Below are 22637 nucleotides of genomic sequence, written 5' to 3' on the forward strand. Positions count from 1 at the left end.
AGTATTGAACGAATCTTTGGATTCACTTCTTCTTCAACTCCTCTATCCGGATGTTTTTCCAGCTCACTTTTATGCCGCCGCCTTCATGTATCTGTAAAGCGATAAAGCCTTCGCCCTGCCCGATCTTTTCATCTTTTATATAACACATGCGGTGCCCGTTGAGCCAGGTGGTTACTTCATCTCCATCGGCTTTTATTTTATAGGTATTCCACATGCCCATTTTCAAATATTTCTCATCTTTTTTTTTAGGCTGAATAAGCCAGCCTCTTCCATACGATTCATAAATACCACCTGTGTGCATGCCGGGTGGTGCCACTTCTGCCTGCCAGCCGCTGATTTTTACACCCTCGGGTATTTGCGAACGGAAAAAGACGCCACTGTTACCATTCGCATCTTGTTTAAACTCCAACGTAAGAATGAAGTTTTTATAATTTTTATCAGTAGATAAATAACCGTATTGCTTATCGGGCCCGCTTTCACAAATTAGCAGCCCGTCTTTTACATACCACTTTTCAGTGCCATGAATGGTCCACCCGTTAAGGTCTTTACCATTAAAAAGTTTTTTATTTTGCTGGGCATTTGTACAAAAACCCAGACAAATAAATGCGTAGAGAAAGATAAATTTCATGGAAAATGTTTTTACGAATATAAGGAAAGGAGCGCTTGTTGTACACAGATAGGGTTGAGTCGCCATCAGGATCTTTAATTCCGTAAATTTTTACTTTTTAAATCTTAATAAACAATCCATCATAAGGATAGCCTTCTTCTTCATGAGTCTCAAGCAGAATTAAAGATTGTTTATAAAGGTTTTTACATGTATTCGTGCATGTTAGTTTGCATATTGATGATTCGCTTTTAATGATCAGGCTGGTGAAACAACAAAAAGTAAGAATGAACACGCGTAACCGGAATATCTTTTTCATAACAATAGGTTTAATTAGGCTTTGGTTTGTGCTGCACGAATGCAATTATGCAAATAATATTTCAAAACCCAATGCAAACCTATTATAATAATGGGTAATTTTACAGGTCATTATTCATATATATTATAGAACCATTATTATGCCTAAATCATCATTACATATTAATATTCCCGGACTTGTAGTTAATAGAAAAAATAAAACACCGGCGTATCGCCAGATATATGAGGGACTACGCAACATTATATTAAATCGTCAAATACGGGAAGGGCAAAGGCTTCCCTCCTCCAGGATGTTAGCGGAAGATTTGAAGGTCTCACGCAATATTGTTTTGCTGGCTTACGAGCAACTTGCACTGGAAGGGTATATCAATTCCGGTGTGGGCTCAGGATCGTATGTTTCCAAAAGCCTGGATCAGATTATAACTTACCCAAAACAAAAAGTATTAACACCTAACATTAAAGTGAGTGAAACAAAGTCATTCGTAAATTTGAAGCACCCACTTTCTGAAAATATCATCAATACAGAAAGTGCAAAATCTTCGGTTATACCTTTTCAAAATGGGATTCCTTCTTTTGACCAGTTTCCTTTTAAACAATGGGTTAAATGTGCTAACAAAATCTTCAGGGAATTTGAATTTTTGCATCTCGGTTATGATGATGCACAGGGCTTTTACCCGCTTCGCCAGTCTATCGCTGCATATTTAAGAACTAACCGTGCCTTGCAATGCGAGCCCGAACAAATAGTTATTACGAACGGGGCGCAGCAGGCAATAAATATGATAGCCAAAATGCTGATTAAAAAAAATGATTTGTTCTGGATGGAAGACCCAGGCTACGCCAATGCCAAAGCTGCTTTTATGGAGGAAGGTGCATTACCCTGTTATATACCTCTTTCAAAAAATGGAATAAATGTAGATTGGGCAATAAAGCATTATCCAAAAGCAAACCTCGTGTACGTTACCCCTTCTAATCAATTTCCTACGGGAGGAACTTTACCTCTTCCCAAAAGAATTCAATTACTTAACTGGGCACATAAAAATGACATGTGGATTATTGAAGATGATTACGATAGCGAATTTCGTTATTTTAAAAAACCTGTTGCCTCGTTACAGGGTTTAGATAATTTTGGAAGAGTGATTTACCTGGGTACGTTTAGTAAGATTTTATTTCCTGCTTTGCGAATTGGCTATCTTGTTTTGCCTTCCGTAGAAATTGCAAAAACATTTTCCAAAGCCAAGTCCTTTTTTGACCGGCAAAATTCAATAACCGACCAGGCTATATTACATGAATTTATGAAACAGGATTTTTTTGCTTCACACTTAAGAAAAATGAGGATACTCTATAAAAAAAGGCAGGACTTTCTTTGCAGCCAAATTCATAAATATGGCAAAGGAGTAATAAGAGTAGAAAAGCAGGATAGTGGTATGCATTTAATTGGATGGCTTCCCGATGGAATGGATGATAAAGTAATTTCAGAGTTCCTGCACTCGCACAATATTATTAGCACACCGTTGTCGCGTTACGCAAACAAGTTTGAAACGAAACCAGGGTTAATATTGGGCTATACCAGTTTTAACGAGAAGTATTTAAAGGACTATAGTATTAAATTAATTTCTTTTTTAAAGAAGATTACAGGAAGTTCCACATAAGCATTAAGTTACGGTTATCAGATTTACCGGGGATTGAATTAAAATTTAGTTTATTTTCAAAACGCATCAATTTAATTAATTTCAATTATTATTCATATCATTAATTATTTTATCTTACATGCAATTGTAAGATTATTTTTTCTCTCCCACCCGTTGAATCAGATGCTACCCTTTCAGTTTTGTTTATTGGTAAATGATTTTATTATTTAACCTCATTCCTTTGAACAAATTCGATCGGTTTCCCGGCATAGTAAGATAAGAATAGATCAGGTGCAGATTTTTATATCTCGGGATTTTATTGAATTAATTGCCAAGCAAAGAAATTTCTAATACTAAAAAATACAATTATGCCAACAGTAATTATTCGTCACAAAGTAGGTGATTTCGATACATGGCTTAAAGGCCACCAAGACAGGGTGAATTTATTTGGTCCTGTAACATCCGGTTTACAGGAATTCCAGGATACAAATGACCCTAACTCGGTTGTGCTGGTAGTGGAGGTAACGGACATGGATAAACTAAATGAAATGATGAAAGATCCCGAAGTGCAGAAAAAGAAAGACCAGCACACAGTGATCGATCCGCTTATTATTTCAATGCCGGTATAATTTACAGCGTTTGCGTTTATGGCTTCCCGTGATGCGTCTCAATTTGTCATATAAAGATGACAATGGATTAATGCAAAACATTGAAATATTAAATTACTTTCAATAAAATTTAAACTACTACTTTGCTAAGACCATCGGTTGGTGCCGTTATACTTTTATTTATTACTTGTCTCGTAGCATGTCATCCTTCAGTGGGAAAAGAGTTGGCAGATAAAAATAATCAACCGGCAAACGATTCAATTGATGTAAAGCTGCAATTAGTCACCGATGCCGCTGAACTTCCGGTTGAAGTAAAAGCGTCTCCCGATACTACACACCGCTTGTTCATTACCGATAATAAGGGAAAGATCCTGCTGCTTAAAAATGATTCATTACTTGCAAAGCCTTTTCTTAATATCTATGATAAAGTGGGGCAGCAGGATAAAAACTCGCCGGTTGGTAAAATCTTCAGCTTTGCATTGCATCCGCAATTTTCGGCAAACCGCAAATTTTATGTTTGCTATACTGCGCCGACAAAAGTTCATGGGAACGCCTGTAAATTGGTTATTTCAGAATTTATGGTAAGTAAATCAAATCCTGATTTGGCGGACCTTTCATCTGAGCATAAGGTAATGGAACTGGAAGGAAAAAATATTCAAAACAATGGAGCACAAATAATGTTTGGTCCTGGTGGTTATTTATATATTTCTATCGGCGATGACGGGTTAGGCGACAGCAACTACATCCATCATGCGCAGGACTTAAAATCTTTAAATGGCAAATTGCTTCGCATCAATGTAAATAAATTGCCCTATACTATACCGGTAGATAATCCATTTGTGGCCACAAAAAATGCAAGGCCGGAAATATGGGCATATGGCTTTCGCAAATTATGGCACTACAATTTTGATTCAACAACGAACGAGTTATTTGGCGGTGATGTAGGACAGGATAGGGAAGAAGAAATTGATATGGTGAAGAAGGGCGCCAACTATGGCTGGCCTGTAATGGAGGGTGACAGCATTTTTGTAAAAGGTAGCGTTATAAATGAATCGGCCTATACAGCGCCCATTAACTGTTACAGTCACAAAATCGGTATTTGTGTTATCGGTGGAAGTTTCTATTACGGAAATGAATTTCCTTCATTAAAGAATAAATATATTTTTGGTGATTTTAATGGCAGCATGTTTGCCCTTATGAAAAATACACAGGGTAACTGGATGAGGCAGCCCATTAAAATAATTAATAAACCTGCAGCTCCATTATTAATATGTGGATGTAATATTGATCCGGCCAACAACGTGTTTGTAATGGGCATATTAAATACTAAAACAGGACCAAAGGGTGCAGTTTTTAAGATCGTCAAAATCTAAAGCAATTTATCGCGGAAACATTATTTCCAACTAATGACAGCGTTTATGTCAGAACTTAACAGGAGGTTATATAGAATCCTTCTTCAGAACCATTTATATTTACAAAAAAAGCACGATCGCTCTTCCAGCTAATTTTTTTACCTGCAAAAAGAAATTGTTACTTAACTATTCGCGTAGTATGCATTATCAGCTTCACATACAATTGAAAAATCTAAATAACAGATCTTCTTCCGTACTTATTATACTCGGTATAGGATTGCTTTGTTCATTTAATGTAACAGTAAGGCATATACGAAATATTAAAAGCGGAAAGTTGCATCCCAAAATTGTTAACATTGTAAATTTTATTCGTTTACTGGAACCAAGAGATAGCGCGGTTACGGAAGAGGTTTTGTATGAAACGGTAGTGAAGCAGGTAGCCACCATGAAAAAATATAAACTGGGTGGCACTTTCTTATTACAATATGATGCGTTACTTGATCCCCGTTATCAAAAATTATTAAAAAGCCTTTCCCGTGATTCCTTTGAAATTGGTGCCTGGTGGGAAATTCCGCAGCCGCTTGTTGAGAAAGCCGGGCTAAAATGGAGAGGCCGTTATCCGTGGGACTGGCGGGCAAACATAGGCTTCTCTACAGGCTATACCCCTGCTGAACGTGAGAAACTTGTGGATGTGTATATGAGCGATTTTAAAAAGATTTTCGGCTACTACCCTAAGTCAGTTGGTTCATGGTTTATTGATGCGCATACGTTAAATTATCTTTATAAAAAGTATAAGATTGTTGCCTCCTGTAATTGTAAAGATCAATACGGCACTGATGGCTACACATTGTGGGGCGGTTATTGGAACCAGGCATATTATTCCAGCAAAATAAATTCGTACATGCCCGCCCAGCATGAACGCAACCAGGTTGCTGTACCTGTGTTCAGGATGCTCGGAAGTGATCCTGTACGACAGTACGATAATGAGCTTGGAACAGGCAGGCAGGGAGTTATTACACTGGAGCCTGTTTATCCCGATGCCGGCGGCGACTCAGCATGGGTTAACTGGTACTTTAAAGAGTTCATCAATGGCAGTGATATGGAATATGCTTATGTGCAGGCAGGGCAGGAAAATTCGTTTACATGGAAAGCAATGGCAAAAGGATTCCAAATGCAAATGGCTTTAATTGCCTGTTTACGTGATGAAAAGAAATTAAAAGTTGAAACACTGGCGCAATCTGGGCAATGGTTTAAGGAACATTATAAAGTTACTCCCGCAACTTCGGTTACTGTTACAAAAGATTTAAAAGGAAGCGACAACAAGACTGTATGGTTCGATAGCCGGTTTTACCGTGCCAATTTATTATGGGAGAAGGGCACTTTGCGTTTCCGCGATATTCATTTATTTAATGAAAATTTTCCTTCCGTTTATACCAATGAAAAAGCTACTTCAAACGAATGTTCATTTTTTACACTTCCTTTCGTAGATGGGTATGCCTGGAGTGCTCCCGGTAAAATTGCCGGTTTGCGTTTTAAAAATATTGTGGATGGAAAAGAAGTATTGATGAAAGGTGGCAACCCGGCTATAACCGACTCCATTGCAGGTAAATTGCGTATATCGTGGCCACTGGAATCGCTTAAGGATACTCTTGTTATTGACATAGATGAGCAGCAAATAAAGATGAAACTTGAAGGAGTAGAATCCGTCACCTGGTTTCTTGATTTAACCACTGATGATAATGCAAAACTGCCTTTTAAAAAGATAATCTCCACCCGGGTGGATTGTGAATTTGAAGGAATGAAGTATCCTGTTAAAGCGGTAAAAGGTGCTTTTTCCAAATTAAATAGTGGTGTTTTTAGAATTACCCCGCATAACAATACTTTAATATTAAACCTTGCAGCGGGTAAGCTTTAATGTTAGAGATACTATAAATAAATCCACCAGGATATTTCTCATCACGCACAGGGGAGGGGTCGGGTCCTGCTGCTTTTCATGCTGTCCAAATCTTTATCGGTTTAGGAATATACATTCCTGCAAAAATTGTTTGCGCTTACATTTGAATTAATTTTATTTTTGACTGTTGGTTTTTTATAATGAAATTAAAAGTTTATTGTAGCGATATATTAACTACTTCTTCTAACGGCCTCAACATTTTCTTTCAGTGTGCCAATATTTATCGTTACCTGAATTAAAATCAACCCCGTTTTGTTTTACTATTGGATACAAGAAGAGAATTTATTAAGAAAGCAAGTCTGTTGTCTGGTGGTGCAGGCATATGGACAGTTTGCCCGCATCGATTCAAAAAGCAATTACAATTAATCCTGATCCCGGAGCTACTTACGAGATGCAGAACACGTTGTTTTCCTGATGCAGGAAAACCGTTCTTTTGATCATTGTTTTGGTACGCTGCAGGGTGTAAGAGGTTTTAATGATCCGCGTTTTATAAAGGTGTGCGCACTATTGTTTTAGAAAAAGCGGGTGCTGCAGTAATTACTTTTGACTTACGGGATAGTTTTAATTGGTACGATATCACAGTTGCAATAAAAGGTAATAGCTTATTTGAGAAAAGATATGCCGGCCGGGTAGAAACGTGTAAGCCTGGTAAAAGCGATCCATTTATGGGAAAGCAGTTGTAGGAAGTTGATGCCAAAAGCAATAATTGGCTTCGGATTACACGAGGGGTATGGTAAATATCGAGGTGAACGTATTGTAGCAAATGCATTGCGAGACTTCTGTACAGCTACCATCAACAAGAAAAATAAAAGATTGCCGACCTCAGGCAGCGGGTAGCGATACCCGCTACGAAAAGATATTATAACATATTAATTATGCTCCCAGAAACGCGGGCTACAGTATAGCGTACTATTTAAACTATCCTCTTATGGTGGAATCCAAAACTTCTTTATCCAGAAGTAGTTCTCTGCTCCATCTGCCGGTATCTTCTGTGTGAGCTACCATTGTATAGCCCAAAGAAGGAAGATTAACTTTTATAACCCTGTTTTTTATAATCCAAATTTTGCCATCCATCTGGTACAAGTTATCACCAAGGATGCTGCCTTTAAAGTACGAATCTATGTGACACTTTTCTAAACTAATTTCCAGGTGATTACTTGAAAATTCCTTTATGGCATCTATCTCATCAATGCTAATAATGGCGGGCTTGCTGCCATAATAGACTATATTTAAAACATTATCCACTTTTTTGCAAAGCGCTGCAATCTCGCTTTCAGTCGTTTTTACGAAAACATAAGAAGGAAATAAAGGTTCCTTTTTATATTTAATCCGCATAAACGATTGAGATTTCCTGCCCACTTGTGGACAGAAGTTTTCAACTTTTAATTTAGAGAGTGAACCAGTTACCTTGATTTCACAATGTGGTTTCGTGTAAAGAACATACCAATTTTTCTGCATAAATATTCAATTTGAATGTAATGTTGCAGAATTTCAAAGGATGATATGACGTATTTTAATGATGCAGAATTTCAAAGGATGGAGTGAAGCATTAAGATGCGGAGGTTGTACCCTTCAGCTTAAAGTCTTAATTGATTACTTATCAACAACTTTATTGCCAAAAAACCGGGTATGCCATTTATTCATCAAATAATGTTTGTAGAATAGGACGCGATAAAGGTATTACATTTTTTAATACAAAGCAAGTCCTTATGTGTCGTGCATTATCATTGGATTGTTATAATTAAAAACATGGCTGGCTCTTTATTATCTTTTCGTTATTACTTTTAACCGAGCAAAATTTACGGGGAATCTCTTCCCAAGTTGATGATTTTCATACCCAATAACAATGCAATCCCATTCCCGGTATTGTAACATAAAATGTTTTAACCGATTTGTTTCGAACAATATATTGCCGCAGAAAGATTCAACAGTATTTGTCCAAATCAGCCCGGCAGAAAGTCTATTTCATACCCTGCAGCCACCAATTTAGGCATGTAATTTTGTTTCTTTCAAAATCATAAACTGTAATACGATGAATACGCCAGATTTTAAAACTACTCTACTTGTAGACCAAACTCCAAAAGAAGTATTTGAGGCTATTAATAATGTTCGTGGGTGGTGGTCCGAGGAAATTGAAGGTAGCACTTGCAAACAAAATGAAGTATTTGACTATCATTACGCAGATGTTCATCGTGCCAAAATGAAAATAACCGAACTCGTTCCCTACAAAAAAGTAGTTTGGCTTGTGCTGGAAAACTATTTTAAGTCTACAAAAGACAAAAACGAATGGGGTGGCACAAAAATTATTTTTGAAATTGATGAAAAGGACAGCAAAACGCAGCTCGTTTTTACTCACCATGGACTGGTTTCCGAATATGAATGTTTTGATATCTGCAGGGAGGCGTGGACCAATTATATCCAAAACAGCCTGCGCAACCTGGTGTGCACCGGTAAAGGCCAGCCCAACGCAGCGGGCAAACCGCAAACCGAACATGAAAAGAAACTAGGGTCCCTGTATAAATGAAGGCCCTTGGTTTGCAACAGCGCAATTTTTCTATTAGCGAACAACTTATTAAATGAAAGAACAGGATTATGGTACAGGAATTAGCATAAATACTTCTTTAGAATTATTAGCATTAATAATGGTGCAAATCGATGAAACTTCTATAACGATGCAAATTGGTTGAATTAATTCCTACAGGAAAATTGCCTTGGCATTTGATTGATTTTTATAAGCACTGGCTAAAGATAAGCAGGAAGGAAACAAGAATATTTCGACGAATTTAGCAGCAAAGAATGCCACACATATCACTTTCACACACGTTGGCATTGCCCATTCAAGTTCTGCGGTAAATGATACCGGGGTAAACATTAGCGTTATCTGACCCTTGCCTATCATTGTCGGGCCTCTACAAAGGTAATATACCAAAAAAGAGGAGGGAAGCAATGAAAGGGTTTTCTCACTCTATCTTCCCGATAATACTCCAGTCATCCGGGCCATGCCCTTTTTTTATCCATTTATCCATCAGGTCGGCTACCGGAGGAATTACAGTTAACGGGATGTTCTTGCTTGCCGCTTCCTGCATAAACAGTCCGGTATCTTTTCTTGCCATATCCAGTCTCCATGATGGGTTACTGAAATCGTCAGCTGTCATTCGTTTTAACCTGGCCGGTAATGCGCTGGCCGGGTTCCATTCACTAAATAATTGTAACAATTCGCTAACGGAAATACCGGACGCATGTGCAAAAGAAATCATATCAGCAATGGCTCCTGTAAAGGCCACCAGAAAAAGGTTTCCGGTCAGTTTCATTGCCGCGGCTTTGCCTGGTTCTTCACCCAAATTGATCAGCTTTCCGGTTAAAGCGGATAACTGAGGTTCTAGTTTTTTAACCAATCGCTGGTCCCCGGACACTAACATAAAACCCGTACTTTCCAGTGCATTCTGCGGACCCATAAATACCGGCGCATGCTGGTATAAAAATCCCTTGCTTTGCCATTCGGCTGTTCTTTTTTTGGCACCTTCCACTGACGTAGTTGTGTGGTCCACAATAATGGTTCCCTTTGCGAGTCCCGGTTCAGCTTCGCTTAATGCTACATCTACAGTAGCGTCGTCTTTTAGTGCAAGATGAACAATCTCTGCATTACTCACTGCGGCAGCGATGTCCTCCAAAGCCTTTGCGCCATATTGTTCCAGGTCCTTCGCTTTGGAGGCAGTGCGGTTCCAAACCTGCACCGTTTCTCCTTTGCTGATCATAGCTCTTACAAAACCATGTCCCAACAGCCCGGTTCCTAAAAATGCTTTCATATTCTTATGTTTTTTTGTAAAGTTAAGTGGGATGTGCCACTTTAGCCATTGGCTATTGACGGCATCTCGCCAATATTGTTCTTCATTTTATAAAAGATATGCAATCAGCAAAAATACTAAAGCAGTAAATTACTTTTTGAGCCCGGACCTGTGGCTAGCGGGTAAGGCTATACGACAATATTTTTCCGTTCAACCTTAGATATATCAATACAAATAGAGCAGCGATATTTTGGTTGTAAACTTGCCTTGAACAGAAGATCTTTTAAACCAAATACAACGCACAAAACTATACGACGATGACGTCTGCGGGAAAGACTCCTTTATTCCTGGCTCGCTGGAGGGTGGTTATCTGCTAGGTACACTTTAAATTCAGAACCTTTTCCTGCTTCACTTTCCACAGTAATTCTGCCACCTGCATTACTTACAATTTCTTTTGCCAGGAACAGGCCAATGCCTGAGCCCTCAATTTTCTCTTCATTTCTAAAGTACTTCGTAAATATTTTTTCGTAATCGCGCTTTTCAATACCGATGCCATTATCTTTTACTGTAATTACAATCTCATCTTTAATCCTTTCGGTTTTGATCCAAATTTCCGGTATCCTTTCAGGAGCGCAGAATTTGATGGAATTATTTACAAAATTATAAATAACACTTCTAAGTTTTCTCCTGGAAAAGCTTATCTCGGATACATTTATTTCCGTATGAATAACCACGTCAGTTTTTATAACGCTTTCTGCAAGAGTAAGGCGCACGTCTTCAAGTATATTTTCAAAATTCAAGAGTTCTTCCTGTTCTTTGTATTTATGCTTCTGCTTTCTTGTCTCCGTAAGTTCGCCTATAAGCAACTGCATCTTCTTAATGGAATTTTCGAGTAATTTAAAGAGTGACTTAGATTTTTCAAACTCTTCCAGTGGTACATCTTTTAATAATTCAATCCCAATGAGCAAATTGGTGAGAGGCGTTTTTATGTCATGAGAAATGGTATCTAATAAAATTTCATGATCGGAGATAATTTTTTCCTGCTCTTTTAAATCTGTTATGCGTAAAGTTATCTCAACAAAGGTGATGATGACGCCGTTTGTCTTTTTGCTTTTTTGTTCCACATAGGGCAGTATATTCATCTGGAACCATCGCCGGTCAGTAGTTTGTACCTCCTTTTCCAGTATTTCATTATTATCAATAACGTATTGAATATTTTCCATTATGCCCGCAAATCGAAAATTATCTTTCACGTTTTCAACCGGCTTTCCCAGGTCACTTAACGATAATTGAAACTGCGTCATTGCCGGTGGAGTAAATTTGCGCAACACCAGGTCTGCATCTACAAATAGCTGCGGTATGATTGTATTTTTGAAATAGTTTTCTAATAGATCGTTTTTGTCAACGAGGTCTTGTATTTTCTCATCATCGATAGCCATTTGTAAAAAATTTAAGAAAGTGGTTTATGAGTCGTGCATTTTCAAATGCAGCGTTACAGTTCGACGTTCTCATTTATTCATTTCCGGAAGCCCATGGATTAAATGCAAGGTATAATTAAAAAAACAATACCGCGTGCCGGTTTGCAGTCAAGCGGCGAACAACCTGCCATCGGAAGAAGAGTGCTGGCAAACACGCATGTCCCCATTTTACTTTCAACTATACTATTCCGGGATTTGCCGTTCATAAAATTGAAGGATGCAGGCTTTCTTTTGGTAATTATCTTTATGTAATGTTTACATTTATTGCCTGGCTCATCTTATTTGTACTTTGCTGGCCGCTGGCCATCCTGGCCCTCGTGCTCTACCCGGTCTTTTGGATACTCACGTTGCCATTCAGATTGGCGGGGATAGCTGTTGATGGAATTTTCAGTTTGCTCAAAGGCATCATCATGTTGCCCGGCAGATTACTACATCGTTAGTTTTTTCCCGAAATAATGTTTATGATGATTAAAGAGTAGGGGAAAGTCTGCAATTTTTTTATAATCTTAGTGGGCATTGCCGATAAACCGGCCAGGAAATATAATGTTCCCGTCATTGATGAAAAGGAGTGGCTATAACGCCCAGGCCTAATCGATAAAGTCTGGAGCTGGCGAATTCTCCATATACCGGCCCAACGGGCATTATTCATCGGTCTATAAAAATTAATGTGGCTACCGGTAAAAATTTGCAATCGGTAAAGACCACCTAATTAATAATCGTTTAACGATTATGGCAGTAATGGTCTGCATACTTATAACTTTTTAATTATCTCCTCAATTTTTTTTACTAAACTTGTAAATGCATGCAACTGAACTCAAAAACTTACAAGCGCCTCTTAAAGAGAAATACCGCGAAAAACCGGAATCTGCAGTTATTACGTTAAAAGCAGAGGGGAAAGTAGGCGAGGGAATATCGTGCAAAATTGAAACAGGTCGGGCAATGGCGGAAGCCGGCCTTCATCCTGCCACAGGCGGAACAGGTATGCTCGCCTGCTCGGGCGATATGCTTTTGGAAGCCTTGGTTGCCTGCGCCGGTGTAACACTGCAGGCGGTAAGTACGGCCATCGGGGTTGAAATAAGAAGTGGAACCATTAAGGCTGAGGGAGATCTTGATTTCAAAGGAACCCTGGGAGTTTCAAAAGAAGTTCCTGTCGGCTTTAAAAATATCCGCCTATACTTCGACCTGGATACCGGAGCTACCGATGAGCAAATGGCCAGTCTCAAAAAACTCACTGAAAGATATTGTGTGGTTTATCAAACACTCACCAAAGGTGTTGCAATAGAAACAAAATATAATTCTTCAATTTGACGTAAGCCACAGAGCAGGAACAAAATGTCATGCATTATAGAATAAGAAGTTTATAAAGAAACTGCTCCGAAGAATCGGAGCAGTTAAAAAGGGGAACATGAGAAAAATTGTAAAGTTGATTAATCCAGGTCCACGGATGGGTTGGTCCAGTTAAAGACGCCAGCGGGATTATATTTCCAAACCCATGCATGCACCAGCCAAAAAGGGAATCCTGAAGTACCGTTCCATACATCACCTGAACCGGTAAAACCTTCTGGCAGCGGTTGATCAAGCGGTACCGCATATTCCACAGCTACCAATATAGGGTTTCCTGTATCAAGTCCGTTGTACACCAGTATTTCGGGGTGCCGTATGTCGAATGTAGCATCAATTAAGGATGTTTTCATAAAATGATGCCCCATATTTGACACATCGACATTTATGTTCGAATAGCCGTCCCTGATAGCATTTCTAATATCCCTGTACCTGGCTGTTGCGGCACGTGCCTGTTGCAGTTCCCATATTGTTTGACTGCTTAGGCCGCTATACATATTTACGACCTCTGCATACTGACTGTTTCCATTATTATCTGTAGAAATTTGGTTTGAGTTTCCGATGAATAATGGATCGATACTTTTAACATCACTGGAAACCTCCTTTTGACAAGATGTAAATAAAATACCTGTAAAAATTGTTATACACAAAAACAAGATAAGACTGTGAGCAATGCCATAATGTATGGCAATAGATTTCTTCTTGCAGCGCAAAGCGCTGCTAAATGAATTTTTCATATTTCTTTTTTTAGGAGTGAAAAAATAAAAGTCAATAAGGCACGAATCTGTAATGTCCATTAAAATGGCCTGTGATTAATTGACTTCGGCGGTAGCCGTTGCCGGGCTGATCTCCGTATCAACTTTGGTGATCTTATTGGCAGGAAAACCACCTTTTTTAGCATGTTCCCTTATGAGTTCTTCGTTCTCGGCTTTGTAAACACAAAAGATCCTATCTCCCGTTACATAGCTTTGTATCCACTGAATTTGCGGACCCATGTCTTTAAGTACACTACATGATTTTTGCGAAATAGCTTTTAATTGAGCAGGCGTTAAATTACCTGCGCCCGGGATGTCCCTTTCGATAAGATACGTTTTCATAGATGCTGTTTTAGTGGTTGTTGAAATGTTTGATGCCGTGGTTTGTGCTGCCGAAGCATAACCCGTGAATAACACGATAGTGCAAATCAGAATGCGATTGGTAATTGATTTCATGACATTTAATTTTTTAGAAATTAGGAATACTTAAAGATAGTATTGACAATAAGCGGAGTGTTATCACAAATCATTCAATAAATGGAAAACGACATAGAACAAATCGTTCAATAAATAGTAAAATTAAATCGCAGAAGAAATGAATTAATGAAGGAGTTCAACATACGTCATGGGCAGCAGGCCGTACATCTTTTTAAAGCACTTGGTAAAATAGGAAGCGCTGGTAAAGCCTGAATCGAATGTTATTTGTGCAATATTATAGTGCTTTTTTCTCATGAGATCTTTAGATTTTTCAAGCCTGAATTCTTTTAACAGCGCATTGGGTGATAAGCCTGTGAGTGAAATTGTTTTCCTGTACAACTGCGAGGTACTCATAGCCGTTAGCTTGCAATAATCAGTTATATCGAAACTTGTATTGCGCCAGTTCTCTTCCAGTTTACTGAATAACAATTGCAGCAAACTTTCGTCCTGCGGTGAAAGGGTTAAAAAATTTTTCGATTTATTTTGAAAAAAATCTTTTGATACCAATTCTCTCACTGACGAAGCTATAGCAATTTGAAAATTGCCCGCAATGCTACACATATTCGATGCAAATTGGATAGTATCTCCAAACAGTTGGTTGCTTTTTTCAACAGGTTCGCCTGCATTGAGAGCTATCCTGAAACTAAAGGCATCTTTATGCGCATCCTGCATCTCTTTTTGAATGGATAAAGCACATGCCACCGCTTTTTGTGCCGAAGAGAAGGAAATAATAAATCCGCTCCCTTCGTATTCCGCTTCCCGTCCTCCGTGTTGCAATATGTTTCTTCTTACAATATTATTATGACTTTCCAGCAGTTCACCGGCTTGTTCGCTCCCGAGTTTATGCCCGAGTAAATTTGGGTCTGTGGTCTTTGTTACTAATAAAATGCGAAAGGACGGATCAGCGAAAACTTTCAATCCATCATCTGAAATTACTGCTGATTCAGGATCATATATGCGCCCTAAAAAAGAAGCGACGAGAGTGCTATCTACTTCTATTATTTTATTGGCTATCAAGCCATGTGCTTTTCTGTGCATCTCATTCACGGCCTGTTTATCAGGAGCCTCAACAAGGCAAAATATGCTTTCACGTTCTTCATCTATCCAATAGGTCATGCATTTGCAACGATGTTCTACCTGGTGAAGCAAATCTTTGCTGTGCGCCTCAGCAACATCCTTTGCTTTGACGCCCGGCACAATATGTACGTCCATATAAATAGGCATAACCAGTGGATTGAAGACTTTCCGAAGATAAATATTTTTTAATAATGATTCTAACTAAAATTCAGTAGTATTTCAGCAACCCGGTAAGTACTGTTAACCTACTTATACACTTTCTTTTTTTTCGATTGGCGTTTACGATTTTCTATAACGATAAATTTGTTTTTACCACAAAACCTCCGGAATAAACCCCATAATAAAAAATATGCGAAGGCTACCGAAGTTGAATTAAGAGAAAATATGGACAACGAATTTTAATTCGAGACAGTAGGACCTGCACCGGCCGGGAATAACAGGAGTTTTAAAATTTAAATTTATTAATTACTTCGGTTAGCCGATACTGTTAGTTATAAAAATCCGGGTTATATTGCGAATGCATAGTTTAAGATTGTTTATTAAAGAACTTTTTGTTAACAGATATTTTAGACTCATCACTGGTTTCTATCTCTTCCAATTGCCTTTTGTCTTCCCTATCTTTGTAAAAAATATTTTATGGCCGAAGACCTGGATATTGTAAAAGGAACCAAGGAAGAAGAATATCAGTCACTAATTCCGCAGGTAAAAGGACTACTAACAGGCGAGATCGATTTAATTGCTAATATGGCTAACCTGGCAGCAGCACTTAAAGAACAATTTGGATGGTTTTGGGTTGGCTTTTATATAGTAAAAAATAATGAACTCGTCTTAGGTCCTTTCCAGGGACCGGTTGCCTGCACGAGAATTCAAAAAGGCAGGGGTGTTTGTGGAAGCTGCTGGCAACAGGCTGTAACTTTGATCGTATCCGATGTTGAAAAATTTCCCGGCCACATTGCGTGCAGCAGTTTATCAAAATCGGAAATAGTAGTACCGGTCATAAGAGATGGCGAAGTTGTTGCTGTTCTGGATGTCGATAGTGAAGCATATAACTCTTTTGATGATACTGATAAGAAATATCTTCAGGAGGTCGTGGAACTGATAGATTTTTAGTGAGGAGTGTATAAACCTATCTTATTAAAGCCACTATTCCTTTTCGCCGGATAATGGTTCCGTTGTAAGAAACACCTTCTGCTATCCATACATAAATATCCGCGGGCTGCGCCTTTGAATGATAAATGCCGTTCCAGCCAATGCCAGCGTCAGTAGTTGAAAATACCAATTTGCCAAGGCGGTTGTAAATACTGAATAACCTAAATTCTTTCAGGCCAACTGGTCTTGCCTCCAGGATATCATTTATAGCATCACTGTTAGGGGTAAACGCAGTTGGTACATAAATCTCCGGATGGCTGAAAACTTTAATATTGATCCTGGCTGTACCCGCACACCCATTAACGGTAGTAATCGTTAGCAGGTAGGTTATGTCGTTACCTGGCGTGGCAATGGGATTCGCGATGTGTGTATTATTAAGCCCATTAGCCGGCGACCAGGAATAGGTGGACATGCCTGAATTATTGAGGTCTGTGCCATTCAATTGCAGGGGTTGATTAATAAGGCAGCCCCGAAATAAACGATGTTGCCGGCGGTGGTTGGGCTAAAGCCTGATCCTTTGATGGTAACTGTTGTGCCGACAGGACCCGAAACAGGGGTGAAGCTACTTATGGAAGGTTGTGCAAAAATGCGGGAACCCTGTAGTATTATCAATAATAGAAAGAATAACCGCATGTTAGTTTTGATTGGGTGTCTTTAATATCAGGCTATAATACTACGATTTAGTTTGGAAAAAACTAAGCTCTTAGCTGAGTTCCCTTACTCTTCTATTTTTCCAACTTCGATTGCACATGTCACCGTTTTTTTCAATTTCTAATCTCCGGAAAAATAATTAGCAGATATTCTCCCGTTTAATCAAAAATACACGCCGGATATACAGTGCTTATTTTTTACTTGACAAATTAGAAAAATATTTGAAAGGCTTTTTCAAATTCATTCCTTTGATTCCATCCATAAAATTCAGGATAGCTACTAAAGCTTTTCGGGTATTGCTAAGGCGAAATCAAACGACGGTTTCTGTTTAGTTATCTTCAAAAGAAAACTTTGGCAGAAATATCTTTTTTGCTGCTGCTTTTATTTCGCATTTATCCTAACTCCGAAACCTGCAATTGATTTAACGACCAAACACCGTCATTCATTAAAAAATAATGTATTTATGAAAAAGTTTATGATCCTTATGTTCGTGTTTCTAAGCATGTCAAAAAGCTACGCTCAAAGTGTAGGCATTGGTACCACCACTCCAAATACCAGCTCTATGCTGGATGTAAGTGCAACAGATAAAGGCATGTTAGTACCCAGGATGACGACAGTGCAGCGTACTGCCATCACTTCTCCGGCAAAGGGATTATTGGTTTTTGATAACGATGTAAGCAGTTTCTTTTTCTATAACGGTACCGCCTGGACGCAACTCTCCGCTGGTTCTTCAACAAACTTCTGGAGTGCCAACGGAAGTGATATCAGTAATACTAACGGCGGCAAGGTAGGTATTGGTACTGCCGCACCCCTTTCAGCACTTGGGGTGCAAACGCCTACTGGTAATTATGGATTTACCCACACCGATGGCACAGTTACAATAGGATCCTATGTTAATGCCAATTTCGGTTGGTTCGGCACAAGGTCAAATCACCCGCTTACTTTTTTTACTGCCGATGGCGGGCCGCAAATGACGCTCCTTCAAAATGGTAACTTTGGAATAGGAACCATTACACCCCAGGCTAAACTGCATGTGGCGGGTAATATAAAAGTAGATGCTGCCAATACCATTGAACTCGGAGCAGGAGTTACCGGTAAAGAAAGTAACGCAGGAAAAATAGGTTATGAAACCTATACGCCCGATGCGCTGGATATTATAGGTGCAGGCACTTTAGGCTCCAACCGTAAAATAACGTTCTGGAACGAAGGTAGCGCCCAGTTCAGGGGAAACGTTGGTATTGGCGTTGCCAACGCTAATAATAAATTACAAATTGGTTCTGTGGGATCAACTGGTTTTAGTGGAAATGATATTGTCGTTGGCAATGGTACCAATGCAACCGGGCTTTTTCAAACGAATTCCTTTTTGCAGATGGTTTCTTCTACCGATATCGTTTTGTTCCCTCGTAATAATGGTGCCGGAAGAGTTGGTATTAATACAAGCACGCCAAGGGCTGCCTTGGAGGTTGATGGTAATGCTACCGTAGCAATTCCCGGTAACGGATACGGCGGGTACGCTTTTTACGCGATAGGTTACGGTTCTGACGGTAAGCCTGCCACCAACACAGGCGGTATTTATACTGCTACCGATGGCCTTGTATCCATTTATGCTTCTGACCGGGTATTTGCAGCTGAATTTAATGCTTTTTCAGATGCACGCATAAAAGCTATTACCGGCGTTAGCGACAACTGGAAAGATTTACAAACATTGAATGCCTTACGCATAACAGATTATACCATGAAGGATAAAGTAAAGTATGGCAATAAATCATTTAAAAAGGTAATAGCACAGGAGGTTGAAAAAGTATATCCCCAGGTTGTATCAAAGCATACAGATTTTGTTCCTAATGTGTACCAGTCAGCCAGTAAGATTGAGAAGACTTCCACCGGGTACATTTTGCATTTTGATCATGAGCATAAAATCAGCAGCACAGCAAAAAAACTGCAGTTGCTTCTTTCAGGGAAAAACCAAATGCAGCAATGCAATATTGTTGCAATACCCAACGATAAAGATGTAATTATTGAAACTACTGATTTAAACGCTGATAAAATATTTGTGTATGGTGAAGAAGTAAATGATTTCAGAACGGTAGACTATGAGGGCCTGACAACACTCAATATTTCCGCTACCCAGGAATTAAGCAAAATAATTGCTATGCAGAATAAAAAAATAGAAGCTATGGAGCAGGAAATAAAATTACTTCAAAGTAAAAGGGATTAAGACTAAATTTATTTTCCTCTGAAAACACGGTAACTTCATTGTGATATGGTTATTTTCAAAACTATTCTTTGTAGCTTCTTTATCGGATACGATAGTTACCTGAATTGCATTCTGTATAGTTTGAATCAAAACCAATAATATGATTCGCCTGCTGCTTTCCGCTTTATTATGTTATTCCTTACCTGCACAGGCGCAACAGAACAATCAATATATCTTCAGGCATATCGATCAGCGGGATGGATTGTTGCATAATTCGGTTTTTGCTATCACGCAGGATCAACAAGGCTTCATGTGGATCGGCACTCCTAACGGTTTGCAACGGTACGATGGATTACGTTTTAAAAATTATGAAAGAGAATTGACGTCACTTTCTTATGCTATTCCAATAAAAAATATCTATGCCGATAATGAAAATAATATCTGGGTCACCACCACGCAAGTTGCCCGCATCAATACCTTAAAAAATAATGCAACAGTATATAATGAAAAAGATCTTTTAAAAAAACCGGGCGAAAAGTTTGTTGCGTATACGGATAAAAATAATAATAAATGGCTGCTAAGTAATTATGGACTTTATTTTACGGACACGCTAACGGGTCAACTAAAATTATTTGGCCTTTATACTCCCAAACAATCTTCCAAATTGGGGAACGTGGTTTATCATGATAGTGTTCGTAAATGTACATGGGTTACCAACTTTAATGAGTTGATGATGCTCGATGAAAAGACAAGAAATATTTACACCTCCCGCTATAATCCTATTAACAATCCTGTATTAAAAGCCTTCGCTGGTAAGATTATTTCGTTTATGCTGGTTGACAGTAAGGAAAATATATGGGCGGCAACATGGGGCAGCACAATCTATAAATACGATGTGCAACAAAAAACATGCACACCGTATCAAACGGTCCCAAAATCAAGGAAAAATGAAGGATCATTAAAAATGAAAGAAACAATTACAACGCTTTGTATGTACGGGGACAGCCATGGAACAATTTGGGCTGGCAACGACCATAACGGGCTTTTTCGGTTTGAAGAAATTAAAAATAATTTTGAAACTATATCCGGCAAAAATAATGATCAAAAAGGATTGCAATATAATTATAGCTTTCTCTGTATTAGTGAAGACCACGACGGAAATCTCTGGCTGGGGACAGACAGAGGTATCAATATTTTTAATCCATACAACCAATATTATTATAGTATAACACACGAGGAAAATAATTCATCGTCTCTTCCAAAAAATGAGGTAACTTCTTTTATTCAAGGTAACAATGGCGGGCTATATATCGGTACCTGGGGAGGAGGCTTCAGCATTTATGACAGCCTGGGATACTTCAAGAAGACCATATCGCCAAAAGGCGAATATGAGTGGCCGTTAGTATGGGCTTTTGCTGAAAACGATAAGGGGACAATTTGGGTGGGGACCCAGCATGGCTACATTCATATCTACGATCCTTTAAGCGGAAAACTCAAAACCATTCATCCGCCACAAATGGAAAATTCAACTGCCCGTTCTATGGTTAAAGATAGAACGGGGAATATTTGGATTGGATTACACAATGGAAAAATAGTGGAGTGGGAAAAACAGTCAGCCAGTTTTATTGCAGAAGATAAAGGCGGCCTTTTAAATGAATTCCCGGTAAAAAATATTTTTATTGATAACGCCAATCAATTATGGATAAGCACAGATAATGGGTTGCTGCAATTTGATCCTTTAACTCACCGGTATGTTGCACAGTACTTCATTTCAAAAACCAATGCGTACAATAATTGTAGCGATGAAATAAATGGCATAGAACAACAAAATGATTCAGTACTTGTTGCCGGAACTATGCGCTATGGTTTTTTCTTTTTTAATACCAGGTCCAAACAGTTCACGAGGTATAACGCATTCCCGGATGTAACAGCCATAAACATATATGCTATAAAAAAAGATGCTCATGAAAATGTATGGATGACTTCTGATTATCATATTTACCAGCTACAGGCGAAGGATAATAAATTATTAAAGTATGATTTGCCACCCGGACTTATGAATGCTTCCTTTGAAATGCTGAACATATATCCTTTGCAAAACGGAAACTGGATTACAGGTTCCAAAACGGAAGCTATTGTGTTTAACCCCGCAAAAATGGCTGCTGCCCAAAGGCAAGACAGGAGTGTAGTCATTACCGGCTTTAAAATTTCTGACCGTGAGATGAATATCGATTCTCTTTTCCATAATAAAACTATACGGTTAAAGCCCGATCAAAATTTTCTCACAATAGAATTTACCATCCAATCTTATGCGGGTATTGCAAAAGATATTTTTTATAAGTTATCAGGCATGAACAGCAACTGGGTAAAAGCAAATGAAAAGGACATTGCCACCTATACAAATCTTGCGCCCGGCGATTACGGGTTTATTTTAAAAGCAGGTGCAGAAGATAGTAATGCTCCGCTGACAACGCTAAACATAGTGATTATTCCGCCTTTTTATTCCACCTGGTGGTTTAAAGCCTTAATGGGTTTATTGGTTGCATTTATTATTTATTTTTTTGTAAAGCGCCGCATACAAAATATAAGATACAAAGCTGAGTTGCGCCATAAGATTTCCGAAACTGAAATGCTGGCGCTTCGCTCGCAGATGAATCCTCATTTTATTTTTAACTGCCTCACCGCAATAGATAATTTAATACAAACCAACCAGCCCGATAAAGCAACGACGTACCTCGCAAGATTTGCCAAATTAATCCGATCCGTTTTGGAAAGTACCAAACATAACGTGGTACCTTTCTACAAAGATTTTGAAACACTTCAATTGTATATAGAACTGGAACAATTCAGGAGCGGAAATAAATTTGCCTATACGATGAACGCCGATGAAGAGTTAATGGATGGTGATTATAAAGTACCCCCGCTACTGGTGCAGCCATTTGTTGAAAATGCGATTCATCATGGCTTAATGAATAAATTAATTGGCGAAAGAAATTTAGTAATCAATGCATCTCTGCAAGCAGCCACTATACAGTACATCATAAAAGACGATGGCATTGGCAGGAAAAGAGCACAGGATATAAAACAGCAAAATAAACCGGAGCACAATTCTTACGGGATAGAAATTTCTTCGCAAAGGATACAATTACATAACCAAAACGGCAGGCAAAACAATATAACGGTTACTGATCTTTTATGCGATGGACAGGCCGCCGGTACAGAAGTTGCCGTAAACATCAAAATTGACAACCCTTAATTTATTC

Annotated in this window: 20 protein-coding genes and 1 pseudogene; 11 read left to right on the forward strand and 10 right to left on the reverse strand. The window is 38.7% G+C overall.

Annotated elements, in window-relative coordinates:
- Positions 1-22: 22 nt before the first annotated feature.
- Together FW778_RS21180 and FW778_RS21185 are read right to left on the reverse strand one after the other, a co-directional pair.
- Positions 23-628: a 3-keto-disaccharide hydrolase gene (locus FW778_RS21180; protein ID WP_150416893.1), complete on the reverse strand. Its 606-nt coding sequence runs from the start codon at positions 626-628 to the stop codon at positions 23-25.
- A gap of 97 nt (positions 629-725) precedes the next feature.
- A complete protein-coding gene (locus tag FW778_RS21185) occupies positions 726-923 on the reverse strand; it encodes a hypothetical protein (protein ID WP_150416894.1) in 198 nt (65 codons plus the stop codon).
- 139 nt (positions 924-1062) lie between these two features.
- Here FW778_RS21185 and pdxR point away from each other — a divergent pair, with 139 nt between their 5' ends.
- From pdxR to FW778_RS23325, 6 genes and pseudogenes are all read left to right on the forward strand, one after another.
- Positions 1063-2571, forward strand: coding sequence for a MocR-like pyridoxine biosynthesis transcription factor PdxR (gene pdxR, locus FW778_RS21190; RefSeq protein ID WP_150416895.1), 1509 nt, complete (start codon positions 1063-1065; stop codon positions 2569-2571).
- 347 nt (positions 2572-2918) lie between these two features.
- Complete coding sequence (locus tag FW778_RS21195; RefSeq protein WP_150416896.1) at positions 2919-3179, forward strand: hypothetical protein; 261 nt, start codon at positions 2919-2921, stop codon at positions 3177-3179.
- A 122-nt stretch (positions 3180-3301) separates the two neighbouring features.
- Positions 3302-4531, forward strand: a complete 1230-nt coding sequence (locus tag FW778_RS21200; protein ID WP_150416897.1) for a PQQ-dependent sugar dehydrogenase — start codon at positions 3302-3304, stop codon at positions 4529-4531.
- Between the two features lie 178 nt (positions 4532-4709).
- A complete protein-coding gene (locus FW778_RS21205) occupies positions 4710-6425 on the forward strand; it encodes a hypothetical protein (protein ID WP_150416898.1) in 1716 nt (571 codons plus the stop codon).
- Between the two features lie 302 nt (positions 6426-6727).
- Positions 6728-6962: pseudogene (locus FW778_RS23810) on the forward strand (alkaline phosphatase family protein); the annotation flags it as partial.
- Positions 6962-7147: a hypothetical protein gene (locus FW778_RS23325; protein ID WP_202552426.1), complete on the forward strand. Its 186-nt coding sequence runs from the start codon at positions 6962-6964 to the stop codon at positions 7145-7147. The pseudogene FW778_RS23810 and the gene FW778_RS23325, both read left to right, overlap by 1 nt.
- A gap of 235 nt (positions 7148-7382) precedes the next feature.
- Here FW778_RS23325 and FW778_RS21215 read toward each other — a convergent pair whose 3' ends face one another.
- Positions 7383-7922 carry a transcription termination/antitermination NusG family protein gene (locus tag FW778_RS21215; RefSeq protein WP_150416899.1) on the reverse strand — a complete coding sequence of 180 codons (540 nt, stop codon included), beginning with the start codon at positions 7920-7922 and terminating at the stop codon, positions 7383-7385.
- 574 nt (positions 7923-8496) lie between these two features.
- Here FW778_RS21215 and FW778_RS21220 point away from each other — a divergent pair.
- The gene (locus FW778_RS21220; protein WP_150416900.1) at positions 8497-8988 is read left to right on the forward strand and encodes an SRPBCC family protein; all 492 of its coding nucleotides are present in this window, start codon (positions 8497-8499) and stop codon (positions 8986-8988) included.
- 436 nt (positions 8989-9424) lie between these two features.
- Here the strand turns inward: FW778_RS21220 and FW778_RS21225 are convergent, their stop codons facing one another.
- Together FW778_RS21225 and FW778_RS21230 are read right to left on the reverse strand one after the other, a co-directional pair.
- A complete protein-coding gene (locus tag FW778_RS21225; protein ID WP_150416901.1) occupies positions 9425-10270 on the reverse strand; it encodes an NAD(P)-dependent oxidoreductase in 846 nt (281 codons plus the stop codon).
- A gap of 320 nt (positions 10271-10590) precedes the next feature.
- A complete protein-coding gene (locus FW778_RS21230; RefSeq protein WP_150416902.1) occupies positions 10591-11688 on the reverse strand; it encodes a sensor histidine kinase in 1098 nt (365 codons plus the stop codon).
- A gap of 837 nt (positions 11689-12525) precedes the next feature.
- Between FW778_RS21230 and FW778_RS21240 the strand changes: the two genes are divergently transcribed.
- Positions 12526-13035 carry an OsmC family protein gene (locus FW778_RS21240; protein ID WP_150416904.1) on the forward strand — a complete coding sequence of 170 codons (510 nt, stop codon included), beginning with the start codon at positions 12526-12528 and terminating at the stop codon, positions 13033-13035.
- Between the two features lie 119 nt (positions 13036-13154).
- On the opposite strand, the gene FW778_RS21245 is transcribed toward FW778_RS21240, so the two are convergent.
- The 3 genes from FW778_RS21245 to FW778_RS21255 all read right to left on the reverse strand — a co-directional run bounded on the left by FW778_RS21245 (position 13155) and on the right by FW778_RS21255 (position 15524).
- Positions 13155-13805: a hypothetical protein gene (locus tag FW778_RS21245; RefSeq protein ID WP_150416905.1), complete on the reverse strand. Its 651-nt coding sequence runs from the start codon at positions 13803-13805 to the stop codon at positions 13155-13157.
- Between the two features lie 75 nt (positions 13806-13880).
- Positions 13881-14279, reverse strand: coding sequence for a DUF4242 domain-containing protein (locus FW778_RS21250; RefSeq protein ID WP_235906522.1), 399 nt, complete (start codon positions 14277-14279; stop codon positions 13881-13883).
- Between the two features lie 144 nt (positions 14280-14423).
- Positions 14424-15524 (reverse strand): nickel-binding protein, encoded by a 1101-nt coding sequence (locus tag FW778_RS21255; protein ID WP_150416906.1) that lies wholly within the window; start codon positions 15522-15524, stop codon positions 14424-14426.
- A 489-nt stretch (positions 15525-16013) separates the two neighbouring features.
- Between FW778_RS21255 and FW778_RS21260 the strand changes: the two genes are divergently transcribed.
- Complete coding sequence (locus FW778_RS21260) at positions 16014-16487, forward strand: GAF domain-containing protein (RefSeq protein WP_150416907.1); 474 nt, start codon at positions 16014-16016, stop codon at positions 16485-16487.
- Positions 16488-16503: 16 nt separating this feature from the next.
- Here FW778_RS21260 and FW778_RS21265 read toward each other — a convergent pair whose 3' ends face one another.
- Together FW778_RS21265 and FW778_RS23815 are read right to left on the reverse strand one after the other, a co-directional pair.
- Positions 16504-16968, reverse strand: a complete 465-nt coding sequence (locus tag FW778_RS21265; protein ID WP_150416908.1) for a T9SS type B sorting domain-containing protein — start codon at positions 16966-16968, stop codon at positions 16504-16506.
- The gene (locus FW778_RS23815) at positions 16965-17159 is read right to left on the reverse strand and encodes an IPT/TIG domain-containing protein (RefSeq protein ID WP_150416909.1); all 195 of its coding nucleotides are present in this window, start codon (positions 17157-17159) and stop codon (positions 16965-16967) included. Before FW778_RS23815 ends, FW778_RS21265 begins: the two co-directional genes overlap by 4 nt.
- A 481-nt stretch (positions 17160-17640) precedes the next feature.
- On the opposite strand from FW778_RS23815, the gene FW778_RS21275 reads away from it, so the two are divergent.
- Positions 17641-19395, forward strand: a complete 1755-nt coding sequence (locus FW778_RS21275) for a tail fiber domain-containing protein (protein WP_150416910.1) — start codon at positions 17641-17643, stop codon at positions 19393-19395.
- A gap of 139 nt (positions 19396-19534) precedes the next feature.
- Positions 19535-22630: a ligand-binding sensor domain-containing protein gene (locus tag FW778_RS21280; RefSeq protein WP_150416911.1), complete on the forward strand. Its 3096-nt coding sequence runs from the start codon at positions 19535-19537 to the stop codon at positions 22628-22630.
- The last annotated feature ends 7 nt before the right edge of the window (positions 22631-22637 follow it).

This window comes from Ginsengibacter hankyongi, assembly GCF_008710285.1.
Lineage (GTDB): Bacteria > Bacteroidota > Bacteroidia > Chitinophagales > Chitinophagaceae > Ginsengibacter > Ginsengibacter hankyongi.